The sequence below is a fragment of the Ruegeria sp. O5 genome (genome assembly GCF_056535105.1).
The window spans coordinates 307,318-327,201 of sequence record NZ_JBQERN010000001.1 but is presented as its reverse complement, the minus strand read 5'-3'; the positions used below and the strand labels follow the sequence as shown (position 1 = coordinate 327,201).

Sequence of the window (19,884 nt, the reverse complement as noted above, 5' to 3'; positions counted from 1 at the left end):
TTGGGGGCAATAATGAACGACATGACACGAGTGGAGAGAACCGTGGACTCCAAAGACATCAAGATCAACGCGAAGAAGGTTCAGGTATACTACGGTGATACCCACGCCATCAAGGACGTGAGTGTTGAGATCGAAGACAAGACCGTCACGGCCTTTATCGGTCCTTCGGGTTGTGGAAAATCGACCTTCCTGCGGTGTCTGAACCGGATGAACGACACCATCGATATCTGCCGTGTCGAAGGTGATATCCTGTTGGACGGCGAAGACATTTATGACAAGCGGGTCGACCCCGTTCAGTTGCGCGCCAAAGTCGGCATGGTGTTCCAAAAACCGAACCCGTTCCCCAAGTCGATCTACGACAACGTGGCCTATGGTCCGCGTATCCACGGCTTGGCCAAGAATAAGGCGGAACTGGATGAGATCGTTGAGAAATCACTGCGTCGAGGCGCAATCTGGGATGAGGTCAAGGACCGTCTGGATTCGCCTGGCACGGGTTTGTCAGGGGGGCAACAGCAACGTTTGTGTATCGCGCGCGCCGTGGCAACTGAACCGGAAGTCCTGTTGATGGACGAGCCGTGCTCGGCGCTGGACCCGATTGCAACCGCACAGGTCGAAGAGTTGATCGACGAATTGCGTTCCCGATATTCGGTTGTGATCGTCACCCACTCGATGCAGCAGGCCGCGCGCGTCAGTCAGAAAACGGCCTTTTTCCACCTGGGTAATCTGGTGGAATTCGGTGAAACCGGTCAGATTTTTACCAATCCGGTCGATCCGCGCACGGAAAGCTACATTACAGGCCGTATCGGCTAAGCACAGGTATCAAACAATGAGCGAACAACATATTGCATCTGCTTTTGACCGCGACCTCGAAACAATCCAGGCGCATATCATGAAGATGGGCGGTCTGGTTGAGGCCGCTATCATGGGCGCGGCGCGCTCGCTTGAAAGCCGTGACGTTGAGCTGGCCCAGGAAGTACGACAAGGTGACAAGGCCATCGACGCGTTGGAAGACCTGATCGACGAGGAAACCGCGCGTCTGATTGCGTTGCGCGCGCCCACGGCCAGTGACCTGCGACTGGTTCTTTCGGTCCTGAAAGTATCCGGCAATCTTGAGCGGATTGGCGATTACGCGAAGAACATCGCCAAGCGTACGACCGTTCTGGCCAATGCGGGCGAGATCAGCGGCAGCGCAGCTGCCTTACGCCGCATGGCGCGCGAAGTTGAACGTATGCTGCGCGACGCGTTGGACGCCTATATTCAGCGCGACGCGGAACTGGCCACCGACGTCATCAACCGCGATGAAGAGGTCGACCAGATGTATAACGGCCTGTTCCGCGAATTCCTGACCTTTATGGCCGAGGATCCGCGCAATATTTCGGCCTGTATGCACCTGCATTTCATCGCCAAGAACATCGAGCGTATGGGCGACCATGTAACCTCGATTGCCGAGCAGGTGGTGTATCTGGTTACAGGCGACCGCCCGACCGAGGCTCGGCCCAAGGCCGATATAACGTCGCAAACAGCGTAGGAGAGGCTTGAGATGTCCGCAGATCAACCGACGGTTCTGGTGGTCGAGGATGAGTTGGCCCAACGCGAGGTGCTGGCCTACAACCTTGAAGCCGAAGGTTTTCGCGTCTCAAAGGCGGCCAACGGTGACGAAGCTATGCTGCTGGTCGACGAAGACTGCCCGGATATCATTGTTCTGGACTGGATGATGCCCAACCTAAGCGGGATTGAGGTTTGCCGCCGGCTCAAAAGCCGTCCGGACACACGTTCGATCCCGATAATAATGCTGTCGGCCAGATCAGAAGAGGTAGACAAGGTTCGCGGGCTGGAAACTGGTGCCGACGATTATGTGGTCAAACCATATTCGATCGTCGAACTGATGGCGCGTGTCCGAACACAACTGCGCCGCGTCCGACCTGCAACTGTTGGCTTGCGACTGGAGTACGATGACATCATTCTGGATTCGGAAACCCACAAGGTCAGCCGTGACAGCAAGCCCTTGAAACTTGGTCCAACCGAATTCCGGCTTCTTAGCACGTTCATGGAAAAGCCGGGCAGGGTCTGGAGCCGTGAACAATTGCTGGATCGGGTCTGGGGACGCGACATCTATGTCGATACGCGTACCGTTGATGTTCACATTGGACGACTGCGCAAAGCCTTAACGCAACACGGCGGGGATGATCCGGTTCGAACAGTCCGCGGTGCAGGTTACGCGTTGGGATAAATCGCATCAGACCTGTGTTGATCGCATTGGTCTGATGACTGATTGCAGTGGAATCTGAGTATATCTCCGCTACTTTCAATTAGCGTGTAATCGGTATTATGGTAAAAACGTAATACTTGTAATACGGAAGGCAAGCCAACACATTGAAAACACTGTAACGAACCTGTCCGGAATACGCATGGAGCTTAAGAACAAAACTGTCGTTGTCACCGGCGCTGCCCAAGGTATTGGTCGTGGTCTTGCAGAACGGTTTTCCCAAGAAGGTGCACGTGTAATCTGCTCGGATGTCGACATCGCTGGCGCAAATTTGGTCGCAGAGCAAATTGGTGGTCAGGCGTATCCCTGCGACGTTTCCAGCGAAGCGCAGATCAAGGCTCTGATTGATTTTGTTGAAGAAACTGTCGGTCCAATTGACCTGTTTTGCGCAAATGCCGGAATTCTGACGCTTGGCGGTCTCGATGTTGCGGACGAAGATTGGGATCGGATCTGGAAGATCAATGTCATGTCCCATGTCTGGACTGCTCGCCATCTGGTTCCACGCATGGTTCGTCGCGGCGGCGGATATATAATGATAACTGCGTCTGCGGCAGGTTTGCTGAACCAACCTGGTGCAGCCCCATATGGGGTTACCAAACACGCGGCTGTAGGATTTGCCGAATGGCTTTCGCTGACATATGGCGCTGAAGGATTGAAAGTCTCGGTCCTGTGTCCGCAGGCGGTACGTTCGAAAATGACCGAAGGCCATGAAATCTCAGTAGCTTCGATTGATGGGATGCTTGAGCCCAGAGATGTGGCTGAATCCTGTGTGCAAGCTATTCGAAATGAACGGTTTTTGATTCTGCCTCATCCACAAGTCGCTGATTATTTGCAATTCAAAGCGGCTGATTACGATCGGTGGCTTAGCGGAATGCAGAAGTTAAATCAAAGGTTTATTGGCAATACTTAAGGTCGTGCGCGAATTCTGCGCATCAATCCTTCCTGTGCGACAGATGCAACAAGGGTACCGTCCTCGGAATAGATCGATCCACGGTTAAAACTGCGTCCCTGCCCCGTCCACGGCGAGTCCATTACGTACAGATGCCAGTTCTGAAAATTTACCGGTGCGTGAAACCATAGCGCGTGGTCCAGACTTGCGCCGTTGAACTCTCCGCTAAACCAGCTCAGACCGTGTGGCCGCAATCCAGAGGACATCAGGTTCATGTCAGACGCATAAGCCAGCAGTAAGTGCTGCGTTCTGGCGTCAACGGAAGCGGCTGCAGGCATACGGAACCAAGTCTGGTTTCGATCGTCAGAGACTTTCGGTGTGAATGGATCCAGGTGATCGACTTCCCGAACCTCTATCGGGCGCTCGCGCAGCAATTCGCCCCTCAACCTTTCGGGAACACGTTCAACGTATGTTTTACGCAATTCAGATCGGGACGGGTACGCTTCCGGTGCGTTCACGACGGGCATCGGATGCTGATGGTCCCAACCTTCGTCCCGGACATGAAAGGATGCCGACATGTTCAGGATTTGCTTTCCATGCTGAATCGCAACCACACGGCGGGTTGTGAACGAACCTCCGTCTCGCGCGCGATCAACTTGATAAATAACGGGTTTCTCTGGATCTCCCGGGCGAATGAAATAGGCGTGTAGCGAATGGCACAACCGTTCTTCAACAGTCCGATACGCCGCAGCGAGCGCTTGCGCGATGACCTGTCCGCCAAAGATGCGTGTGGGGGTTTCACCGCCCGACCCTGTCCCGCGAAACAGATCGATCTCAAGCCGTTCAATATCCAGAAGATCCAGTAAGATACGTTCCGCTTCGGTCATCGTCTGCTCGCAAGTTGTGTCGTCCGGCACCGGGTATCAGTACAGAGGAAATCATTCAATCATGGCCGCATGAACCAGTGCCTTGAGTTCGGCGCGGGATGGGTACGAACTTGAGGGGGACAGTTGGGTAAAGAAAATCGCCGTCAGGTCATTCTGCCAGTCAATCCAGAAATAGGTCGACGCCATTCCACCCCAGCTGAAATCCCCGAAAGAGCCGGGAACCCTTACCAGACCGGGATTCAGAACAACCGCACCGGCTAGCCCAAAGCCCATTCCTTCCATCGGTTGCTCTGCGAAACTCTGCGGACCCATTGAAGCAATGTCCCCGGGAAGGTGATTGCGCATCATGAAATCGACGGTTTTCGGGCCAAGTATGCGGTACCCGTTCCCGGCCCCCCGATTTCGAAGCATGTCCGCGAATTTGGCATAATCATCGATTGTCGAAATCAGACCGCCACCGCCGGAAAAGGTCGTCGTGTTTTCGAACGGGGATTCTATGTGGGAATCGAACAGTCTCAGGCTTTCGCTACCGTGATCCGCGGAATTCAGCGCCATCGCGTCGCCAGCCAATGGGGTGTAAAGCGATGCGAAACGATCCCCTGCCCCAGCGGGTACGGAAAAACCTGTTTCGCGCATGTCCAGCGGCTCAAGGATTTCGCTTCGAAAGAACTGCTCCAATGACTGGCCCGAGACCAACTCGATCACACGACCCAGCACGTCAATCCCGACCGAGTATTCCCAGCGAGCACCGGGTTGGAACGCCAGTGGCAGCCCTGCCAGATCGCGCACAAGATGTTCCAGAAGCCCCTGATTGGGTTTGAAAATAAGGTCCTGTTCATCCATCGCTTGGGGCAAAAGCCCGGGGTTGAACGGGTAGCTTAGCCCACTGGTATGCGTCAGTAACTGATGTAGCGTTGGAGGCGGTGCAGCCTCGGTCTGATCCAGTTTCTCCGCCCCCGGGACCAGCGCCTGCATATCTTTGAATTCAGGTAGAAACTCAGACACAGGCGCGTTCAGGTGAACAAGCCCGCGTTCGACCAATGTCATCAACGCGACCGATGTGATCGGTTTGGTCATGGAATAAATGCGCACCAGCGTGTCGCGTTGGAATTGCCGGCCAGTCTCGAGGCTGCTGACACCACAGGCATGAAAAAAGGCCTCACTCCCTTTGTGGCGCAGCAAAAAGGATGATCCGGCATATTTGCGCTGCTCAACATAGTTTTCCATCCAATGGCTAAGCCGATCCAGCCGGGTTTGATCAAACATGGATTGCCTGTGGGACATTTGGGAACTTCCGTGAGGTACTAAACTGCGACTGTTTGAGCTTGTGACCTGAAATAGCAGCAAAAAGTTGCGTGTTGCAGAGAAATTCGTGAACGGGCTTCATCAGCGTGCCTCACAATGGAATGTTAGACTGATTTCGACGCAGATTCGCCTGAAGTTCAATGAACAAGATTTCAAGGAACCGAAAGGGAGGAACCCCATGACGCAGACCATAGACTTCATTTACGATTTTTGCAGCCCGAACGCGTTTCTCGCCCATAAGATGCTCCCCGATCTTGCCGAGCGCTATGACGCAAGCATTACTTATGTTCCTGTCCTGCTGCCTGCGGTGTTCAAGGCGACGCATAACCAAAGCCCATTTCAGGCGTATTCCGAAAACCGCCAAAAGACAGCCTATTTGACGCATGATCTGCACCGGTTTGCCCGCCGTCGTGGGTTGAGCTTTCATATGAGCCCGCATTTTCCGATCAACACAAAACTTGCCATGCGCGGCGCGTGTTTTGCCAATGGAAAACCTTGGGAAGTCAGATATATAAACGCGGTTTTTGATGCGATATGGGTACATGGTCAGAAGGCGGACGAGATCGGTGTCCTAACGGATATCCTGCATGAAAACGACTTGCCCGTTCGCAAAATTCGCGAAGCCATGGCGAGCCCCGACGTTAAACTGAAACTGAAAGAGATGACCAAGTCGTCGGTTCGGCGAGGTGTGTTTGGGGTTCCCAGCATGTTCACCGGGGCTGAGCTGTTTTTTGGAAAGAACAGTCTGCCAAATCTTGAGGTTGAACTTTCAAGGCAAGATAGTGACATAAAAACAGCTTGATAGGTCGTCACTCTAATGTGGACTCAAGTGCTTTCAGGCCGTGCTGGGCGAATATAGGAACATATGCGCCAAAAGCCTTTGCGCGGTCGGGGTCTGACGCATTCCCATCCAGCGCGCGTTTGTAGACACCCTGTAGGATGCCTGCCATGCGAAAGAAATTGAAGCCGAGATAAAAGCCGAAATTGTCTATGCCATCCAGGCCTCGACGTTTGCAGTATTGGGCAATGAATGCCTCATCGCTGGGCAGGCCCAGGCTGTATCGATCCACACCCGCCAGCCCCCGGCCCTGTTTTCCCGGCGGCAACTGCCATTGCATGATTACTGCGGCCAGATCCGCATAAGGGTGACCGATCGTCGACAGTTCCCAATCCAGCACCCCGATACATTCCGCCCGGTTCGGCGCAAACATCAGGTTGTCGATGCGGTAATCCCCATGCACCAGCGTGCGCTGCCCGTCATCGGCCGGTACCGAGGTCTCGAGCGCTGAAGCCAGCGCATCCATATCCGCAATGGCCGAGGTCTCGGACGCGCGGTATTGCTTGGTCCAGCGCGCGATCTGACGCTCGTAATAGTTGCCAATCGGCCCATAGTCAGACAGGCCAACGGCATCGATATCCACCATGTGCAATTGGGCAAGAACCCTGTTCATTTCGTCAATGATGGCGGCGCGGGTTTCGTTGCTTTCTTTGGGCAGCGTTGGGTCCGGAAACACCCTGCCCTGCAAGCGTTCCATCACATAGAAGGCCGAGCCGATGACGTTGTCGTCTTCACACAGCAGATACATCTTGGGCACCGGAACCTCGCTCCCGGCAAGGGCGCTTTGAACCCGAAATTCGCGATCAACGGCATGTGCCGATTTCAGCAATACGCCGGCGGGCTTTCGGCGCAGCACATAGGCTTTCTCTGGTGTGCGTAACTCAAACGTCGGGTTGGATTGCCCGACATCAAATTTCCTCGCCTCCAATGGCCCGTTGTAGCCGGAAAGATGCGCGCTCAGATACGTATCTACTGCCGCCAGATCCAGATTGGTTTCGGTTCTCATTGGCTGTCTTCCTGTCACAGGGCTTCGGCAAAAATGTTTCCGGCGGTCACCACGTTGATCCCGCCCGAAATCGGAATCACTGCGCCTGTCACATAGCTGCCGCCGCGACCGCACAGGAACAACATACAGCCTGCAATATCCTCGTCCCGTCCGACGCGACCCAGAGGTACAGACTTGCCAACCCGTTCTCTGGTATCCTCATCGGCTGTCGCAAAGGCAGTCATGCGCGACACAAACGGCCCCGGAGCGAGTGCGTTAACCGTGATGTGGTGCGGTGAAAGTTCCTTGGCCAAGACCTTGGTCAGGTGCAAAACAGCTGCCTTTGAGGCCGAATAGCTGTAGGCCCCATCGCCCATTGGGACTTCACCCATGACTGACCCCACATTGACAATGCGCGCCGGGTCTTCGGCGGTGCCTGATTTCATTAGCATTGGCAAAAGCCGCTGGGTCAGTTCGAATATCCCTGTCACGTTGACAGACATGACCTTTTCCCATGCATCGTAGGGAAACTGCCCCATCGGTGCACCCCAGGACACCCCCGAATTGTTCATCAGGATGTCTAGTTTTTCCGTACGCGCCTGAATGTCAGAGACCAACTTGCCTATACCGGCTGCGCCGCCAATGTCACCGGCAAAGCCTTCGGCGCTGCCCGGCGCGTCCAGCGCGTTCAGTTCTGCAGCGACCTCGGCACAGGCGTCTCCTTTTCTTGAGGCAATGAGCACGCGCGCGCCCGCACGAACCAGCGCCTCGGCTGCCATGCGGCCAATACCTGTCGCTCCACCTGTTACCAAAGCGGTTTTGCCGTGAAGCGAAAAGAGGGTGTCGGGGGTCATTTTGTGCTCCTCAGTTTCTTTGTCACCAGTTCATCCTGATACAAATTGCGTTCCTCTTGCCGTCGCGGCAGGCGTTGGACCGTAGCGTTGACAAAAAACCATGCTGCACCAAAACTTCCTCGACACAAAGTACAGGCAGATCAGAGGCGGTATGCAAGCATTACTCAGCGTCGCACCGGGCGGTCCCGAAACCCTGGAGCTTACGACCCTACCAGATCCGCAGCCGGGCAAAGGTCAGCTTTTGATCGGTGTGAAAGCAGCGGGCGTGAATTTTCCGGACACGTTGATTATCCGCGATCTGTACCAGATGAAGCCGCCACGGCCCTTTGCTCCGGGCGGTGAAATTGCGGGTGAAGTTCTGGCTGTGGGCGAAGGCGTCAATGGATTTAAGCCAGGCGACCGTGTTTTGGCCCTAACCGGGCATGGTGGGTTTTCGACCCATGTCACGCTCAAGGCGGACACTGCAATCCGAATTCCTGATGCGATGCCCTATGAAGATGCCGCCTGTTTCATTTTCACCTACGGCACGTCCTACCACGCGTTGAAGGATCGGGCGGAGATTCAACCCGGTGAAACCCTGTTGGTACTGGGTGCCGCCGGAGGTGTGGGGTCAGCCGCCATTGAACTGGGCAAAGCCATGGGTGCCAGGGTGATCACAGCCGTTTCATCACCTGAAAAGGCCGAATTCTGTAGCCAGATTGGTGCCGATGACGTGGTGATTTACCCGCGCGACATGGACAAGGAAGCACAAAAAGCCTTCTCAGCCGAAGTTAAGAAACTTGCCGGTCCTGACGGCGTAGACATCGTCTACGACGCTGTTGGCGGTACGCTGGCCGAACCGTCCCTGCGCAGTATGGCCTGGAAAGGTCGTTACCTTGTCGTCGGTTTTCCAGCGGGCATTCCGCGGATTCCCTTGAATTTGGCCCTTTTGAAAGGATGTCAGATCGTTGGTGTGTTTTGGGGCGCGTCAGTTTTCCGCGACCCAATCGGCCATGCTGACAACGTCAAGAACCTGTTCGATCTTTACACAGCCGGCAAAATCAAACCCCGAATTAGCGCCCGGTTCCCGCTTGCCCGCGCGCACGAGGCGCTTGAACAATTGTCGCAACGTTCCGTTCTGGGAAAAATCGTTGTCACCATGGCGGAAAGTTGAAGCCGTGGTCAAAATAGCGACCCGCTTCGCACACCGGTTTTTCGACTGTACTCGATCCGGCAAAGGCAGGTAGACAACCCAACCTTTAGGCGTCTATGTACCATTAATGGGGATCGTGAAGACATGCACAACGTTTTGGTATTGAATGGCCCAAACCTCAACCTGCTTGGCACACGGCAGCCCGAGGTTTACGGCAGCACCACTCTGAAGATGATCGAGGAGGAGTGCCAGCGCCATGGCGCGTCCATTGGCCTTGAAGTCTCGCATCTGCAATCCAACCATGAGGGTGTGTTAATTGATGCGATCCACGGCGCACGCGGTGTGCAGGATGGCCTTGTGATCAATGCGGGGGCATTCACACACACGTCGGTTGCGCTGATGGATGCCATCGCGTCAGTTGACCTGCCGGTTGTCGAGGTTCACCTGTCAAACATCCATGCAAGGGAAGCATTCCGGCACAAGTCCTATATCGCGCCTGTTGCTTTGGGGCAGATCTGTGGCTTTGGCGCCCAAGGCTATGTTCTTGCTCTGGACGCGCTTGCCGCCCATCTGAAAGCAGGTGACACGGCATGACCCTCAGGGATTATCTGCGGTTTGTCAGCTATGCCAAGACCCTGGAAGACCTGTGGGATGCGCATTGCCGACAGATGGCGAAATTCGGGTTCGATCGCCTTATCTACGGCCACACGCAATACAGGACGGCAACCTCATTGGGTGATCCAGAGGACTTTGTCATTCTGACTAACCATAACCGTGCCTATGTGGATGGTTTCATCAAGGACGGTTTGTATTTTCACGCCCCCATGTTGAAATGGGCGCTGGACAATGAAGGCGCCGCCAGTTGGAAAATGTTGCTGGACATGCATTCTCGAGGGTCGATGAGCGACAAAGAGCGTGAGGTTTTCGAGTTCAACAAGTCCATGGGCGTCGTTTCTGGTTACACCGTCAGCTTCAACTCGGTCTCTGTGCGCTCGAAAGGGGCGATTTCCCTATCCGCCAAGGAAGGGATGAGCCAGGAAGACATTGACGCGATCTGGCAAGAGCATGGCGAAGACATTCTTTTGATGAACAACGTTGCGCATCTGAAGATCCTGACATTGCCTTTCAACCCACCGAACCGGGCCCTGACAAAGCGTCAGCGCGAGGCGTTGCAATGGGTTGGTGACGGCAAAACCACGCAGGACATAGCCTTGCTGATGGGCCTGACAGCGGCAACTGTTGAAAAGCATCTTCGACTCGCCCGTGAGGCGTTGTCGGTCGAAACGACGGCACAGGCTGTGTTAAAGGCGTCTTTGCATAATCAGATGTTCGTTATGGAAGTTTAGGAGTGTTTTTCTGACGCCATCCAGCGTCAGTTTACCCTAGGTAAGGAAATCACTACTTTTCAAATCTAACCTAAAAGTTGCAAAGTGAGAGTGTTCCGTGAGTGGTGGCTTTAGCCAGGGAACATTCGATTGGATCTTTGCAATTTCAAAGCTCTCCAATCACTCTGACAAGGGGGCGCCTATTCGTCCGCGTACCTGTGTCGGAATTTTGGGGGGCCTCGACCATCCCCATCATGCGGGGCCCTCCAATCCTTCACTTCTTCGCTAATTCTAAGATGTGCCACCAGCAAAAAAGGGCTACGCGATGCGTAACCCTTTCATTTTGTTCAGCAAGGCCCCGGTCGGAGCCTCTCTTTAGCCCTGAGCGGCTTTTGCGACTTCGGCAGCGAAGTCTTCTTTTTCCACAACGATGCCTTCGCCAACTTCCAGGCGAACAAAGCCGGTGATGGTTGCGCCTGCTTCTTTTGCAGCTGCTTCAACGGTCAGATCAGGATTCACAACGAATTGCTGGCTCAGCAATGTCGATTCGGCGACGAATTTCTTCATGCGGCCTTCGATCATCTTTTCGATCACCTGCTCCGGCTTGCCGGATTCGCGGGCGATGTCCATCTGAACCTGCTTTTCCTTCTCGACAATTGCCGGGTCCATGTCGGCCTCAGACAGGGCGGCCGGGTTCACAGCTGCGATGTGCATCGCAACCTGCTTGCCGATAGCCTCATCACCACCCGACAGAGCGACCAGCACACCGATTTTGCCCATGCCGTTGGTCGCAGCGTTGTGCACATAAGACACAACTGTTTCACCTGACAGTTTGGCCATGCGGCGCACCGACATGTTTTCGCCAATGGTGGCGATCTTGTCGGTCAGCGTGTCGGCAACGCTTTTTCCGCCCAGATCAGCGGCCAGCAGTGCTTCGATGTCGTCCACACCTTCAGCAGCGTTTGCAATCTTGCTGACCATTTCCTGGAACTCAGCGTTTTTCGCAACGAAATCGGTTTCCGAGTTCACTTCGACAGCAACACCGTTGCCACCGTTGACGTGAACAGCAACCAGACCTTCTGCTGCGGTACGGCCTGATTTCTTGGCCGCTTTGGCCAGGCCTTTGGTACGCAGCCAGTCAACGGCGTCGTCCATGTTGCCGCCGGTTTCGGTCAGCGCTTTTTTTGCGTCCATCATGCCTGCGCCGGTCGAGTCGCGCAGTTCTTTAACCATTGCTGCTGTGATTGCCATCTTTTGGCTCTCCTCAATTCAAACGGAATTGGGGCAGGTCATACCCTGCCCCATATGTCATTTACGTGACGGGCAGCTTACGCTTCGGCAGGGGCTTCTGCGGCTTCTTCCGCAAGAGCTTCTTCAACCGGAGCTTCTTCGAATGCGCCCAGATCAACGCCTGCTGCGCCCATCTGCGCGGTCATACCGTCCAGAGCGGCGCGTGCGGCCAGATCACAGTACAGAGCGATTGCGCGTGCCGCGTCGTCGTTGCCGGGAATGATGTAGTCAACGCCATCGGGCGAGCAGTTGGTGTCGACTACAGCCACAACCGGGATACCCAGTTTGTTGGCTTCTGCGATGGCCAGTGCTTCTTTCTTGACGTCGATGACGAACAGCAGGTCCGGAACGCCGCCCATTTCGCGGATACCACCCAGCGACGCCTGAAGTTTGCCCTGGTCACGTTCCATGCCCAGACGCTCTTTCTTGGTCAGGCCTTCTGCGCCCGATTCCATGGCTTCGTCGATCTGGTTCAGACGGTTGATCGACTGGGAAACGGTTTTCCAGTTGGTCAGCGTGCCGCCCAGCCAGCGGTGGTTCATGTAGTACTGAGCCGACTTTTCAGCCGCTTCAGCGATCGGGCCAGCTGCCTGGCGCTTAGTACCAACGAACAGAATGCGGCCACCTTTTGCGACGGTGTCACGAACAGCCTGCAGAGCCTGATCCAGCATCGGAACGGTCTGGGTCAGGTCCATGATGTGGATACCATTGCGCGAGCCGTAGATGAACGGGCCCATGCGGGGGTTCCAACGCTGTGTCTGGTGACCAAAGTGAACGCCAGCTTCCAGCAGCTGACGCATGGTGAACTCGGGAAGAGCCATGCAATTTTCCTTTTCCGGTTTACGCCTGGGCGGGGGTGAAAGAAGCGGACGCTCCAACCGGCGGTCTTGATGAGGATGTCTCCCTCAAAAAGGCCAAACCCCGCCTGCGGGTTTGAATGGCGCGCGTATAAGGCAGGTTTGCGCGCTACGCAAGGGCCAATCGCCCCTATTTTTCAAGCTGCGCCAATGCGTGCGCATGCCTGACGGCGTCTTCACAATGGGCGGCCAGAGCCTTTCGGTTTTCAAAGTCGCTGACCCGCGCTGGCGCATGATAGATTAGTTCAACCGTTCCTTGCCGACGTGCGCCAAGGGTCTTCAGCAAATGTGGCCCGAACTCCATATCCCCCCACCAGCCATAAAAGCGTTTTGGCTGGCCTATGGGCGCGTGAAACACCACAGAAACGGGTTGGATATACATGAAATCACGCAACTCATCTGCAAAGAACGCGGCGAAAAGCGTTGTTTTGAAAGGTAAAATGCGAAGCCCGTCGGTTGAGGTGCCTTCGGGGAAAAACAACAGTTTGTGACCCACTTTCAGGCGGGTTTCAAACAGCTTGGTTTGTTCCTTGGCTTTCTTGCGATCCCGTTCGATGAACAGCGTCCCGGTCGCACGGGCCAGCCAGCCGATACCGGGCCATTTGGCAACTTCTGCCTTGGAGACAAAATAGACCCGCTTGCGCGCGTTCAGAGCAAAGATATCCAGCCAGGACGTGTGGTTTGCCACCACCGCCCCCCTCTCTTTCATCAGCGCGCCTGATGTGCGGAACCCGATGCCAAGAATTCGAAACGCGTTGCGGCAGACAAACTGTGTGATGAACGGCGTCACAGGTCGCCGGACGCCGAAAATCGGATACTCGATCAGGCGAACGGCCAGAAGGATGATCAGGCCACCAAAGACAAGGGCCGCCAGCGGGACTCCGCGCAGAATGACCAGAACCCATCCGGTAACGCCCAGCTCGATCGGATCGGGCGCGTCTTCACTATTCCAGAGCGGGTCGTTCACAGCGTCACGCCCCGCCATAAATTCGACGCTGCCGTTCATTCATGCGCGTCGTGTCGAGGATCAGGCAAACATCCGTTGTGTTGAAGGTGTGGTCGATAAAGGCGCCCTCGCCCACGAAACCACCCAAGCGCAGGTAGGCTTTGATCAATGCTGGCACCTGAACCATGGCGGCGCGGCGGTCCAAAGCCTCTGGTTTCACTAGGTCCATCGACTGAAAAACATCGGGCTGCGCCCGTACGCGCAACTCTGGCGGAGCCAGATGGTTGTGGTGAAGCATCGACAAGGGCTGCGCCAATGTGGTCACGTCTGTTCCGTGAAAACTCGCTACGCCGAACAGCACCTCAATGTCACGTTCCGCTACATAAGCGGCCAAACCGTTCCACAGGTGGTACATTGCCGTACCCCCACGGTAGTCGGGGTGCAGGCACGACCGTCCCAACTCCAGCAGTTTGCGCCCGCTGTTCTTGAGAACGGTCAGGTCATATTCATCTTCGGAATAGAATTGCCCCAGTTCCGCAGCACGTTCGCCCGGTAACATCCTGTAGACGCCAATGATTTCGCCGGTGTGATCATCATAGGCCAACATATGATCGAAATACGGGTCGAAACGGTCTTTCTCGAGGCCAGCATCGTGATCAACCATCTCTCCGCCGCCCCCCAACTCACGCACGAAGACGTCATAGCGCAGGCGTTGAGCTGCTTGCAGGTCGGCTTCGGTCTCGGCCAGTTTTACAGTGAAAGAAGGGCCAGTATCCGGCATATGGGGCGATCCGTGTTCTTTTGGCTGCTGATACCGCAGTTTTTCAGCCAAAGGCAACAAGCCCCGCTTCGGTCAGCGTTGTTAACCTTTCCTAAACCACTTTCACAGATCAAAGACCGGCATCAGGGCGATGCGCGTTCCGTCGATCACCACTTTTCCCTGCTCGCGAAAGTTCACGGTGATCTTGCCTGCAATGTTGGACTGAACCTGTCCGACGCCCCATTCGGGAAAATCCGGGTGGCGGACAAACATGCCCGGTGCAAGTATAGCATTCATGTCTGTCATAGGGGCCTCCGGGACGTGCGGCAGATACAGTCGGAGGTACGCATGGGCGAGAGCAACGTCAACCTGGCCGAATTGATCGGTTCGCGGATTTGCCATGATCTGATCAGCCCGATCGGCGCGATCACCAACGGGCTTGAGCTGTTGGATATGGTGGGCGCCGTACAGGGCCCCGAGATGGAACTGATCTCGGGCAGTGTCGGAAGCGCCGGGGCACGTATACGCTTTTTCCGCGTTGCCTTTGGCTCGGCCAGTGATCAGCCACTTGGTCGGACCGAAGTAACCGAACTGCTGAAAGATATCGAGCGTGCCGGGCGGATACGGGTCAACTGGAACCTGACCGGGCCAGTGCCGCGTAATCAGGTCAAACTGGCCTTTCTGGCGCTGATGTGCTGCGAAAGTGCCATGCCGCTGGGCGGCGCGGTCGAGATCGTCAATCAGGGCAACAATTGGATAGTGACCGGGGTTGCAGACCGGTTGAATGTCGATAGTGATCTTTGGAAGAACGTCGTGACAGGTCGGTTTCCCACCAAGATCACGCCCGCGCACGTTCAGTTCGCGTTGTTGCCTGAAACGGCAGCTGCGATGGGTCGGCGGATTGCCGTTGAAACCTCGGCAACCCGCGTGTCACTTCGGTTTTAAGCCCGGATCGTTCCGTTCCCGCGCACGAGATATTTGAAACTGGTTAATTGCGCCGCCCCAACCGGTCCGCGCGCGTGCATCTTGCCCGTCGCGATTCCGATTTCTGCCCCCATGCCAAACTCGCCACCATCCGCAAACTGAGTCGAGGCATTGTGCATCAGGATTGCGCTGTCCAGACGCTCAAAGAAACGGGCCGCTGCTGCGTCATCCTCGGTCATGATGCAATCGGTGTGGTTCGAGCCGTATTGCTGAATATGAGCAATCGCGGCATCAATATCGGCAACGGGCTTCGCCGCGATCACGCTGTCGAGGAACTCTTTTCCCCAGTCATCCGCCGTAGCAGCAACTGTACCCTCCCCAGCGAGGACACCGTCGGCGTGAACCTCGACGCCTGACTGGACCAGTGCCGCAACCACGTCACGCCCCAGTGTGTCTGCGATATCCTGATGAACCAGCAAGCATTCAGCGGCTCCGCAAATACCAGTGCGGCGGGTCTTGGCATTCAGCACAACTTCCAGCGTTTTCTGCGGGTCAGCAGCCTTGTCAATGTAAATGTGCACGATGCCTTCGAGATGAGCAAAGACCGGCACACGGGCCTCTCGTTGTACAAGGCCCACCAGTCCCTTGCCTCCGCGTGGAACGATGACGTCGACATAGTCGGTCAATGTCAGCAACTCCTGCACCGCGGCGCGGTCGCGTGTGGGCACAAGTTGAATGGCGTCTTCGGGCAGGTTCGCGGCCTTCAGCCCTTCGACCAGACAGGCATGGATCGCGGTTGAGGAATGAAAGCTTTCGGATCCGCCACGCAGGATTACCGCATTGCCCGATTTCAGGCACAGCGCCCCGGCATCCGCAGTCACGTTGGGTCGGCTTTCATAGATCACGCCGATAACCCCCAACGGTGTCCGGACGCGCTGGATGTTAAGGCCCGTGGGCATATTCCATTCAGACAGAACCTCACCCACCGGATCGGCCTGATCCGCGACGGTTCTCAGCCCGTCTACCATGCCCTGAACGCGCGCCTCATCCAGCATCAGGCGATCCATCATTGCGGGGCTCAGTCCCTTGTCGCGGCCGAATTCCAGATCTTTTTGATTAGCTTCGATGATCCGTGCCCGGTTGGCCCAAACCGCGTCGGCGGCTGCAATCAGCGCCGCGTGCTTTCGTTCAGCTGTTGCGAAAGCCAGTTCACGCGAAGCGGCTTTGGCACGTTTCCCAAGATCTTCCATCAGAGCAGGAATGCTGTTGAAGTCTTTCATATCGCGTGCCTTTCAGATCATCTTATTGAAGGTTAAAGGGCCAGGTCGTCCCGGTGGATCAGGGCTGCGCGACCGGGATAGCCCAGCGTCGCTTCAATCTCAGAAGACTTACGCCCCTTGATCGCATCGGCTTCCTGCGCCGTATACCGGCTGATCCCCTGAGCCAGACGGCGGGATTCCAGATCAAGGACGGCGACAGGATCGCCACGACCGAAATCTCCGGTCACTTCCACAATCCCGGCAGGGAGCAGGCTTTTGCCATTGGCCAGTGCCTTGGCCGCCCCCTCGTCCACGGTAATTTCACCCCGAGGTTTCATCGCCGAAATCCAGCGTTTGCGGGCTGCATGTGGATCCAATGTCGCGGTAAACCATGTGGAATTGGCACCGTTTTCGAGCGTTTTCAGAGGGTTCAGAACCGACCCTTCGGTAATCGCCATGGCGCAACCGCCCGCGGTTGCCATCTTGGCCGCCAACAGTTTTGTCTTCATCCCGCCTTTTGACAGGCCCGAGCCCGCATCACCGGCCATGGCTTCAATCTGGGGTGTGATCCTGTCGATTGTCTCGAAGCGCTTCGCCGAAGTGTCTTCCTTAGGATTACCCGAATAGAAGCCATCCACATCCGACAGCAGAATCAGTTGGTCGGCCCCTACTGTCACGGCGATTTGCGCGGCCAGGCGGTCATTGTCGCCATACCGGATTTCGTCCGTTGCGACCGTGTCGTTTTCATTGACGATCGGCACGACGCCTAACCCTAGCAGAGTTTCCAAGGTCGCGCGTGAGTTCAGATACCTGCGGCGATCTTCGCTGTCTTCAAGCGTCACCAGAACCTGCGCCGTGGTGATCCCATGGGGTGCCAACGCTTCTTCATAAGCGCGTGCAAGCCGGATTTGCCCAACCGCAGCAGCTGCCTGTGACTGTTCCAAGGGCAGTGCCGCCATCGGCAGGCCCAGAACGCCGCGACCCAGTGCAATCGAACCGGACGAAACAAGGATTACATCTTTCCCCTGCCCCTTGAGCCAGGAAACATCCTGCGCCAACGACAGCAGCCAGTCAGACCGCAGCAGGCCGGTGTCGCGATCAACCAGCAAAGCCGACCCGATTTTTACCACCAAACGGCGTGCCGAGGTCAGGGTTGCCAAGGCTGTGCCTCCTCAGCGGGTTTCTGACGCACACGGTTGTCGTCAATCTGGCTGCGCAGCGCCCGCAGAACTTCGGTTACACCCAGATGTGCCACACCGGACATGGTCATGACGGGGCCGCCCACGGCCTCCTCAAGCTCAGCGACGGCAAGGGCACGTTCTTCGTCATCCAGCGCGTCGATCTTGTTCAGAACAGTGATCCGGGGCTTCTCAGCCAGTTCACCGCCATAGGCTTCCAGCTCGTGAATGATCGTGCGGTAATCATCGGCGACCGTCGCAGAGGTGCCGTCGACCAGATGCAACAACACGGCACAGCGTTCCACGTGACCCAGAAAACGGTCACCAATGCCACGGCCTTCATGAGCGCCTTCGATCAGGCCCGGGATATCGGCCACAACAAATTCGACGTTGTCCACGCCGACAACGCCAAGATTGGGGTGCAGCGTGGTAAACGGATAGTCGGCAATCTTGGGCCGCGCATTCGACGTGGCCGCCAGAAAGGTCGACTTGCCTGCATTCGGCATACCCAAAAGACCCACATCGGCGATCAGCTTGAGCCGCAGCCAGATTGTGCGGTCAATCCCCGCCTGCCCCGAATTGGCGCGGCGCGGGGCCTGATTGGTGGCGGACTTGAAATGCAGGTTGCCAAAGCCGCCATTGCCGCCCTTGGCCAGCAGAACGCGTTGCCCGACTTCGGTCAGGTCGCCGATGACGGTTTCTTCGTCTTCGTCCAGGATTTCAGTGCCAACCGGAACACGCAGAACGATATCGTCCCCATCCTTGCCGGTGCGTTGCTGCCCCCGGCCCGGTTGCCCGTTTTTGGCGAAGAAGTGTTGCTGATAGCGGAAGTCGATCAGGGTGTTCAGCCCATCCACAACTTCGACCCAGACAGACCCGCCTTTGCCGCCGTCCCCGCCATCGGGGCCGCCGTATTCGATAAACTTTTCGCGTCTGAAGCTGACGCAGCCGCTACCGCCGGCCCCGGACCGGATGTAGACCTTTGCGAGATCGAGAAATTTCATGTGTGTCCCCTACTGCAAAGGCCCCATCGGCCACAAGTCAGAGTTTTTTACTGTATGTCCAGGTGGGCACATTCGCATCGCGCGCCACCGAATAGCTTTCCGCATCGCCCAGATACTGGAACCCGCAATGGGTCAGAACCCGGGCCGAGGCCGGATTATCCTGAAACACACTGGCAAACATCGTCGCGTTTTCCAGCGGGTTGGCGTTAACAAGCGCTTCCACAGCCATCGAGGCAATGCCCGTGTTCCAATAGATCGGCGCGACCCAATAGCCAACTTCGGATTGATTCCGGTCCAGCCGTTTCAGCGAAATCACACCGATCAGTTCCGGACCACCGTCCTTGGTGGCATCCATGACCCAGACGTCCTCGTCCCGGTTGTCAGCCATCGAACGGGTCACAAAGGCTTCGATCGATCCGGGGGCCAGTGGATGTGCAATACTGGTGGTCATCCGCGCCACGCGCTCATCACCTGCGTAATGCTCGATAAGGCCCATATCCGACCGGCGCAGGGGGCGCAGGTCGAAACGCTCGGTTTCAATGACCGGCTGATTTATTATTGTCTCAAGCTTCATTGGTGTGTTCCTCCTCCGAACAACACGAATAGTACGGACGCGACCGTAAGACCCGCCAACGTCCACATCAGATATTTTTCCGCCGGGCGACCTTCAACCGCATGCGCGATTCTATCCCCCGCAAAAGTCCAGATCGGGTGCAGAACAATCTGGCAGATCAACAAACTAAGAGCGATCGTGAGCGTTGCGTCAAAGCTGGACGTCCCCGCCGCGACAAAGCCCGTAAAACCTGCAACAATCATGGCCCAGGCTTTTGGATTCAGCGGATGCACGATCAACCCCGCCCAGAATCCCGGAACATCACCAACCGCAGTTTCGCGCGACAGTCGCAAATTCGCGATCTTCCACGCCAGCCAGCAAATATATGCAGCCGAAGCATATTTCAGCGCCGCAAAGGCCGTCGGAACCTGTTCCGCCAGTTGCAGCAAACCAAAGCCCACGGGCCAGATAATCAGCTGCTTACCAAGCACGACACCGGCCACAAAAGGTAATGCGGCACGAAACCCATAGCGCGCACCCGTTCCCAGCAGGACCATGTTGGCCGGCCCCGGCGTGCCGACCTGAGAGGCGGCAAAGATCAGGAAACTGGTGGTTGCGACTGTCATCGGTTC

At 56.2% G+C, this 19,884-nt stretch carries 23 protein-coding genes; 9 read left to right on the top strand and 14 right to left on the bottom strand.

The genetic code is table 11. The annotated features are described in order from the left end of the window. Positions 1–12 precede the first annotated feature (12 nt). The 4 genes from pstB (at position 13) to ACR0M3_RS01625 (ending at position 3,176) form a co-directional block, all read left to right on the top strand. Positions 13–810, top strand: coding sequence for a phosphate ABC transporter ATP-binding protein PstB (gene pstB, locus ACR0M3_RS01640; RefSeq protein ID WP_267366513.1), 798 nt, complete (start codon positions 13–15; stop codon positions 808–810). 16 nt (positions 811–826) lie between these two features. Then, a complete protein-coding gene (gene phoU, locus ACR0M3_RS01635; RefSeq protein ID WP_267366515.1) occupies positions 827–1,528 on the top strand; it encodes a phosphate signaling complex protein PhoU in 702 nt (233 codons plus the stop codon). Positions 1,529–1,540: 12 nt separating this feature from the next. Then, complete coding sequence (phoB, locus tag ACR0M3_RS01630) at positions 1,541–2,230, top strand: phosphate regulon transcriptional regulator PhoB (protein ID WP_480480935.1); 690 nt, start codon at positions 1,541–1,543, stop codon at positions 2,228–2,230. A gap of 178 nt (positions 2,231–2,408) precedes the next feature. Beyond that, positions 2,409–3,176 carry an SDR family oxidoreductase gene (locus ACR0M3_RS01625; RefSeq protein WP_480564771.1) on the top strand — a complete coding sequence of 256 codons (768 nt, stop codon included), beginning with the start codon at positions 2,409–2,411 and terminating at the stop codon, positions 3,174–3,176. Here the strand turns inward: ACR0M3_RS01625 and ACR0M3_RS01620 are convergent. Then, positions 3,173–4,042 carry an acyl-CoA thioesterase gene (locus ACR0M3_RS01620; RefSeq protein ID WP_480564774.1) on the bottom strand — a complete coding sequence of 290 codons (870 nt, stop codon included), beginning with the start codon at positions 4,040–4,042 and terminating at the stop codon, positions 3,173–3,175. The genes ACR0M3_RS01625 and ACR0M3_RS01620 overlap by 4 nt on opposite strands. 51 nt (positions 4,043–4,093) lie before the next feature. Beyond that, on the bottom strand, positions 4,094–5,308 hold the full coding sequence (locus ACR0M3_RS01615; RefSeq protein WP_480909412.1) for a serine hydrolase domain-containing protein: 1,215 nt from the start codon (positions 5,306–5,308) through the stop codon (positions 4,094–4,096). A gap of 106 nt (positions 5,309–5,414) precedes the next feature. Here ACR0M3_RS01615 and ACR0M3_RS01610 point away from each other — a divergent pair, with 106 nt between their 5' ends. Beyond that, on the top strand, positions 5,415–6,149 hold the full coding sequence (locus ACR0M3_RS01610) for a DsbA family protein (RefSeq protein WP_480564780.1): 735 nt from the start codon (positions 5,415–5,417) through the stop codon (positions 6,147–6,149). Positions 6,150–6,156: 7 nt separating this feature from the next. On the opposite strand, the gene ACR0M3_RS01605 is transcribed toward ACR0M3_RS01610, so the two are convergent. Both ACR0M3_RS01605 and ACR0M3_RS01600 read right to left on the bottom strand, forming a co-directional pair. Beyond that, positions 6,157–7,191, bottom strand: a complete 1,035-nt coding sequence (locus ACR0M3_RS01605) for a phosphotransferase family protein (protein ID WP_480909409.1) — start codon at positions 7,189–7,191, stop codon at positions 6,157–6,159. 14 nt (positions 7,192–7,205) lie between these two features. Continuing rightward, positions 7,206–8,024, bottom strand: coding sequence for an SDR family NAD(P)-dependent oxidoreductase (locus ACR0M3_RS01600; protein ID WP_480909407.1), 819 nt, complete (start codon positions 8,022–8,024; stop codon positions 7,206–7,208). Between the two features lie 151 nt (positions 8,025–8,175). Here ACR0M3_RS01600 and ACR0M3_RS01595 point away from each other — a divergent pair, with 151 nt between their 5' ends. From ACR0M3_RS01595 to ACR0M3_RS01585, 3 genes are all read left to right on the top strand, one after another. Further along, the gene (locus ACR0M3_RS01595) at positions 8,176–9,177 is read left to right on the top strand and encodes an NADPH:quinone oxidoreductase family protein (RefSeq protein ID WP_480909404.1); all 1,002 of its coding nucleotides are present in this window, start codon (positions 8,176–8,178) and stop codon (positions 9,175–9,177) included. Positions 9,178–9,300: 123 nt separating this feature from the next. Continuing rightward, positions 9,301–9,750, top strand: coding sequence for a type II 3-dehydroquinate dehydratase (gene aroQ / locus ACR0M3_RS01590; protein WP_480772691.1), 450 nt, complete (start codon positions 9,301–9,303; stop codon positions 9,748–9,750). Further along, entirely contained in the window at positions 9,747–10,502 is a 756-nt protein-coding gene (locus ACR0M3_RS01585) for an autoinducer binding domain-containing protein (RefSeq protein ID WP_480909403.1), read from the top strand. Before aroQ ends, ACR0M3_RS01585 begins: the two co-directional genes overlap by 4 nt. 354 nt (positions 10,503–10,856) lie before the next feature. On the opposite strand, the gene tsf is transcribed toward ACR0M3_RS01585, so the two are convergent. The 5 genes from tsf to ACR0M3_RS01560 form a co-directional block, all read right to left on the bottom strand. Beyond that, a complete protein-coding gene (gene tsf / locus ACR0M3_RS01580) occupies positions 10,857–11,732 on the bottom strand; it encodes a translation elongation factor Ts (protein WP_480909400.1) in 876 nt (291 codons plus the stop codon). 77 nt (positions 11,733–11,809) lie between these two features. Then, positions 11,810–12,592, bottom strand: coding sequence for a 30S ribosomal protein S2 (gene rpsB / locus ACR0M3_RS01575; RefSeq protein WP_209503940.1), 783 nt, complete (start codon positions 12,590–12,592; stop codon positions 11,810–11,812). A gap of 166 nt (positions 12,593–12,758) precedes the next feature. Beyond that, positions 12,759–13,634, bottom strand: a complete 876-nt coding sequence (gene olsA, locus ACR0M3_RS01570; RefSeq protein ID WP_480472742.1) for a lyso-ornithine lipid O-acyltransferase — start codon at positions 13,632–13,634, stop codon at positions 12,759–12,761. Continuing rightward, the gene (olsB, locus tag ACR0M3_RS01565) at positions 13,600–14,355 is read right to left on the bottom strand and encodes an L-ornithine N(alpha)-acyltransferase (RefSeq protein WP_480472740.1); all 756 of its coding nucleotides are present in this window, start codon (positions 14,353–14,355) and stop codon (positions 13,600–13,602) included. Before olsB ends, olsA begins: the two co-directional genes overlap by 35 nt. Positions 14,356–14,457: 102 nt before the next feature. Continuing rightward, on the bottom strand, positions 14,458–14,640 hold the full coding sequence (locus ACR0M3_RS01560) for a DUF3553 domain-containing protein (protein WP_267364751.1): 183 nt from the start codon (positions 14,638–14,640) through the stop codon (positions 14,458–14,460). 42 nt (positions 14,641–14,682) lie between these two features. On the opposite strand from ACR0M3_RS01560, the gene ACR0M3_RS01555 reads away from it, so the two are divergent. Then, complete coding sequence (locus ACR0M3_RS01555; RefSeq protein WP_480480960.1) at positions 14,683–15,279, top strand: histidine phosphotransferase family protein; 597 nt, start codon at positions 14,683–14,685, stop codon at positions 15,277–15,279. Here ACR0M3_RS01555 and ACR0M3_RS01550 read toward each other — a convergent pair. Genes ACR0M3_RS01550 through ACR0M3_RS01530 form a run of 5 tightly spaced genes read right to left on the bottom strand, consistent with a single transcriptional unit; the run spans position 15,276 to position 19,878 of the window. Further along, positions 15,276–16,538, bottom strand: a complete 1,263-nt coding sequence (locus ACR0M3_RS01550) for a glutamate-5-semialdehyde dehydrogenase (RefSeq protein WP_480909398.1) — start codon at positions 16,536–16,538, stop codon at positions 15,276–15,278. The two genes, ACR0M3_RS01555 and ACR0M3_RS01550, sit on opposite strands and share 4 nt — an antisense overlap. Positions 16,539–16,570: 32 nt before the next feature. After that, a complete protein-coding gene (proB, locus tag ACR0M3_RS01545) occupies positions 16,571–17,677 on the bottom strand; it encodes a glutamate 5-kinase (RefSeq protein WP_480505190.1) in 1,107 nt (368 codons plus the stop codon). Beyond that, entirely contained in the window at positions 17,665–18,699 is a 1,035-nt protein-coding gene (gene obgE, locus ACR0M3_RS01540) for a GTPase ObgE (RefSeq protein WP_480909395.1), read from the bottom strand. Before obgE ends, proB begins: the two co-directional genes overlap by 13 nt. 37 nt (positions 18,700–18,736) lie before the next feature. After that, positions 18,737–19,273 carry a GNAT family N-acetyltransferase gene (locus ACR0M3_RS01535; protein WP_480472732.1) on the bottom strand — a complete coding sequence of 179 codons (537 nt, stop codon included), beginning with the start codon at positions 19,271–19,273 and terminating at the stop codon, positions 18,737–18,739. Beyond that, positions 19,270–19,878 (bottom strand): LysE family translocator, encoded by a 609-nt coding sequence (locus tag ACR0M3_RS01530; protein ID WP_480584225.1) that lies wholly within the window; start codon positions 19,876–19,878, stop codon positions 19,270–19,272. The genes ACR0M3_RS01535 and ACR0M3_RS01530 overlap by 4 nt, the downstream gene beginning before the upstream one ends. Between the last annotated feature and the right edge of the window lie 6 nt (positions 19,879–19,884).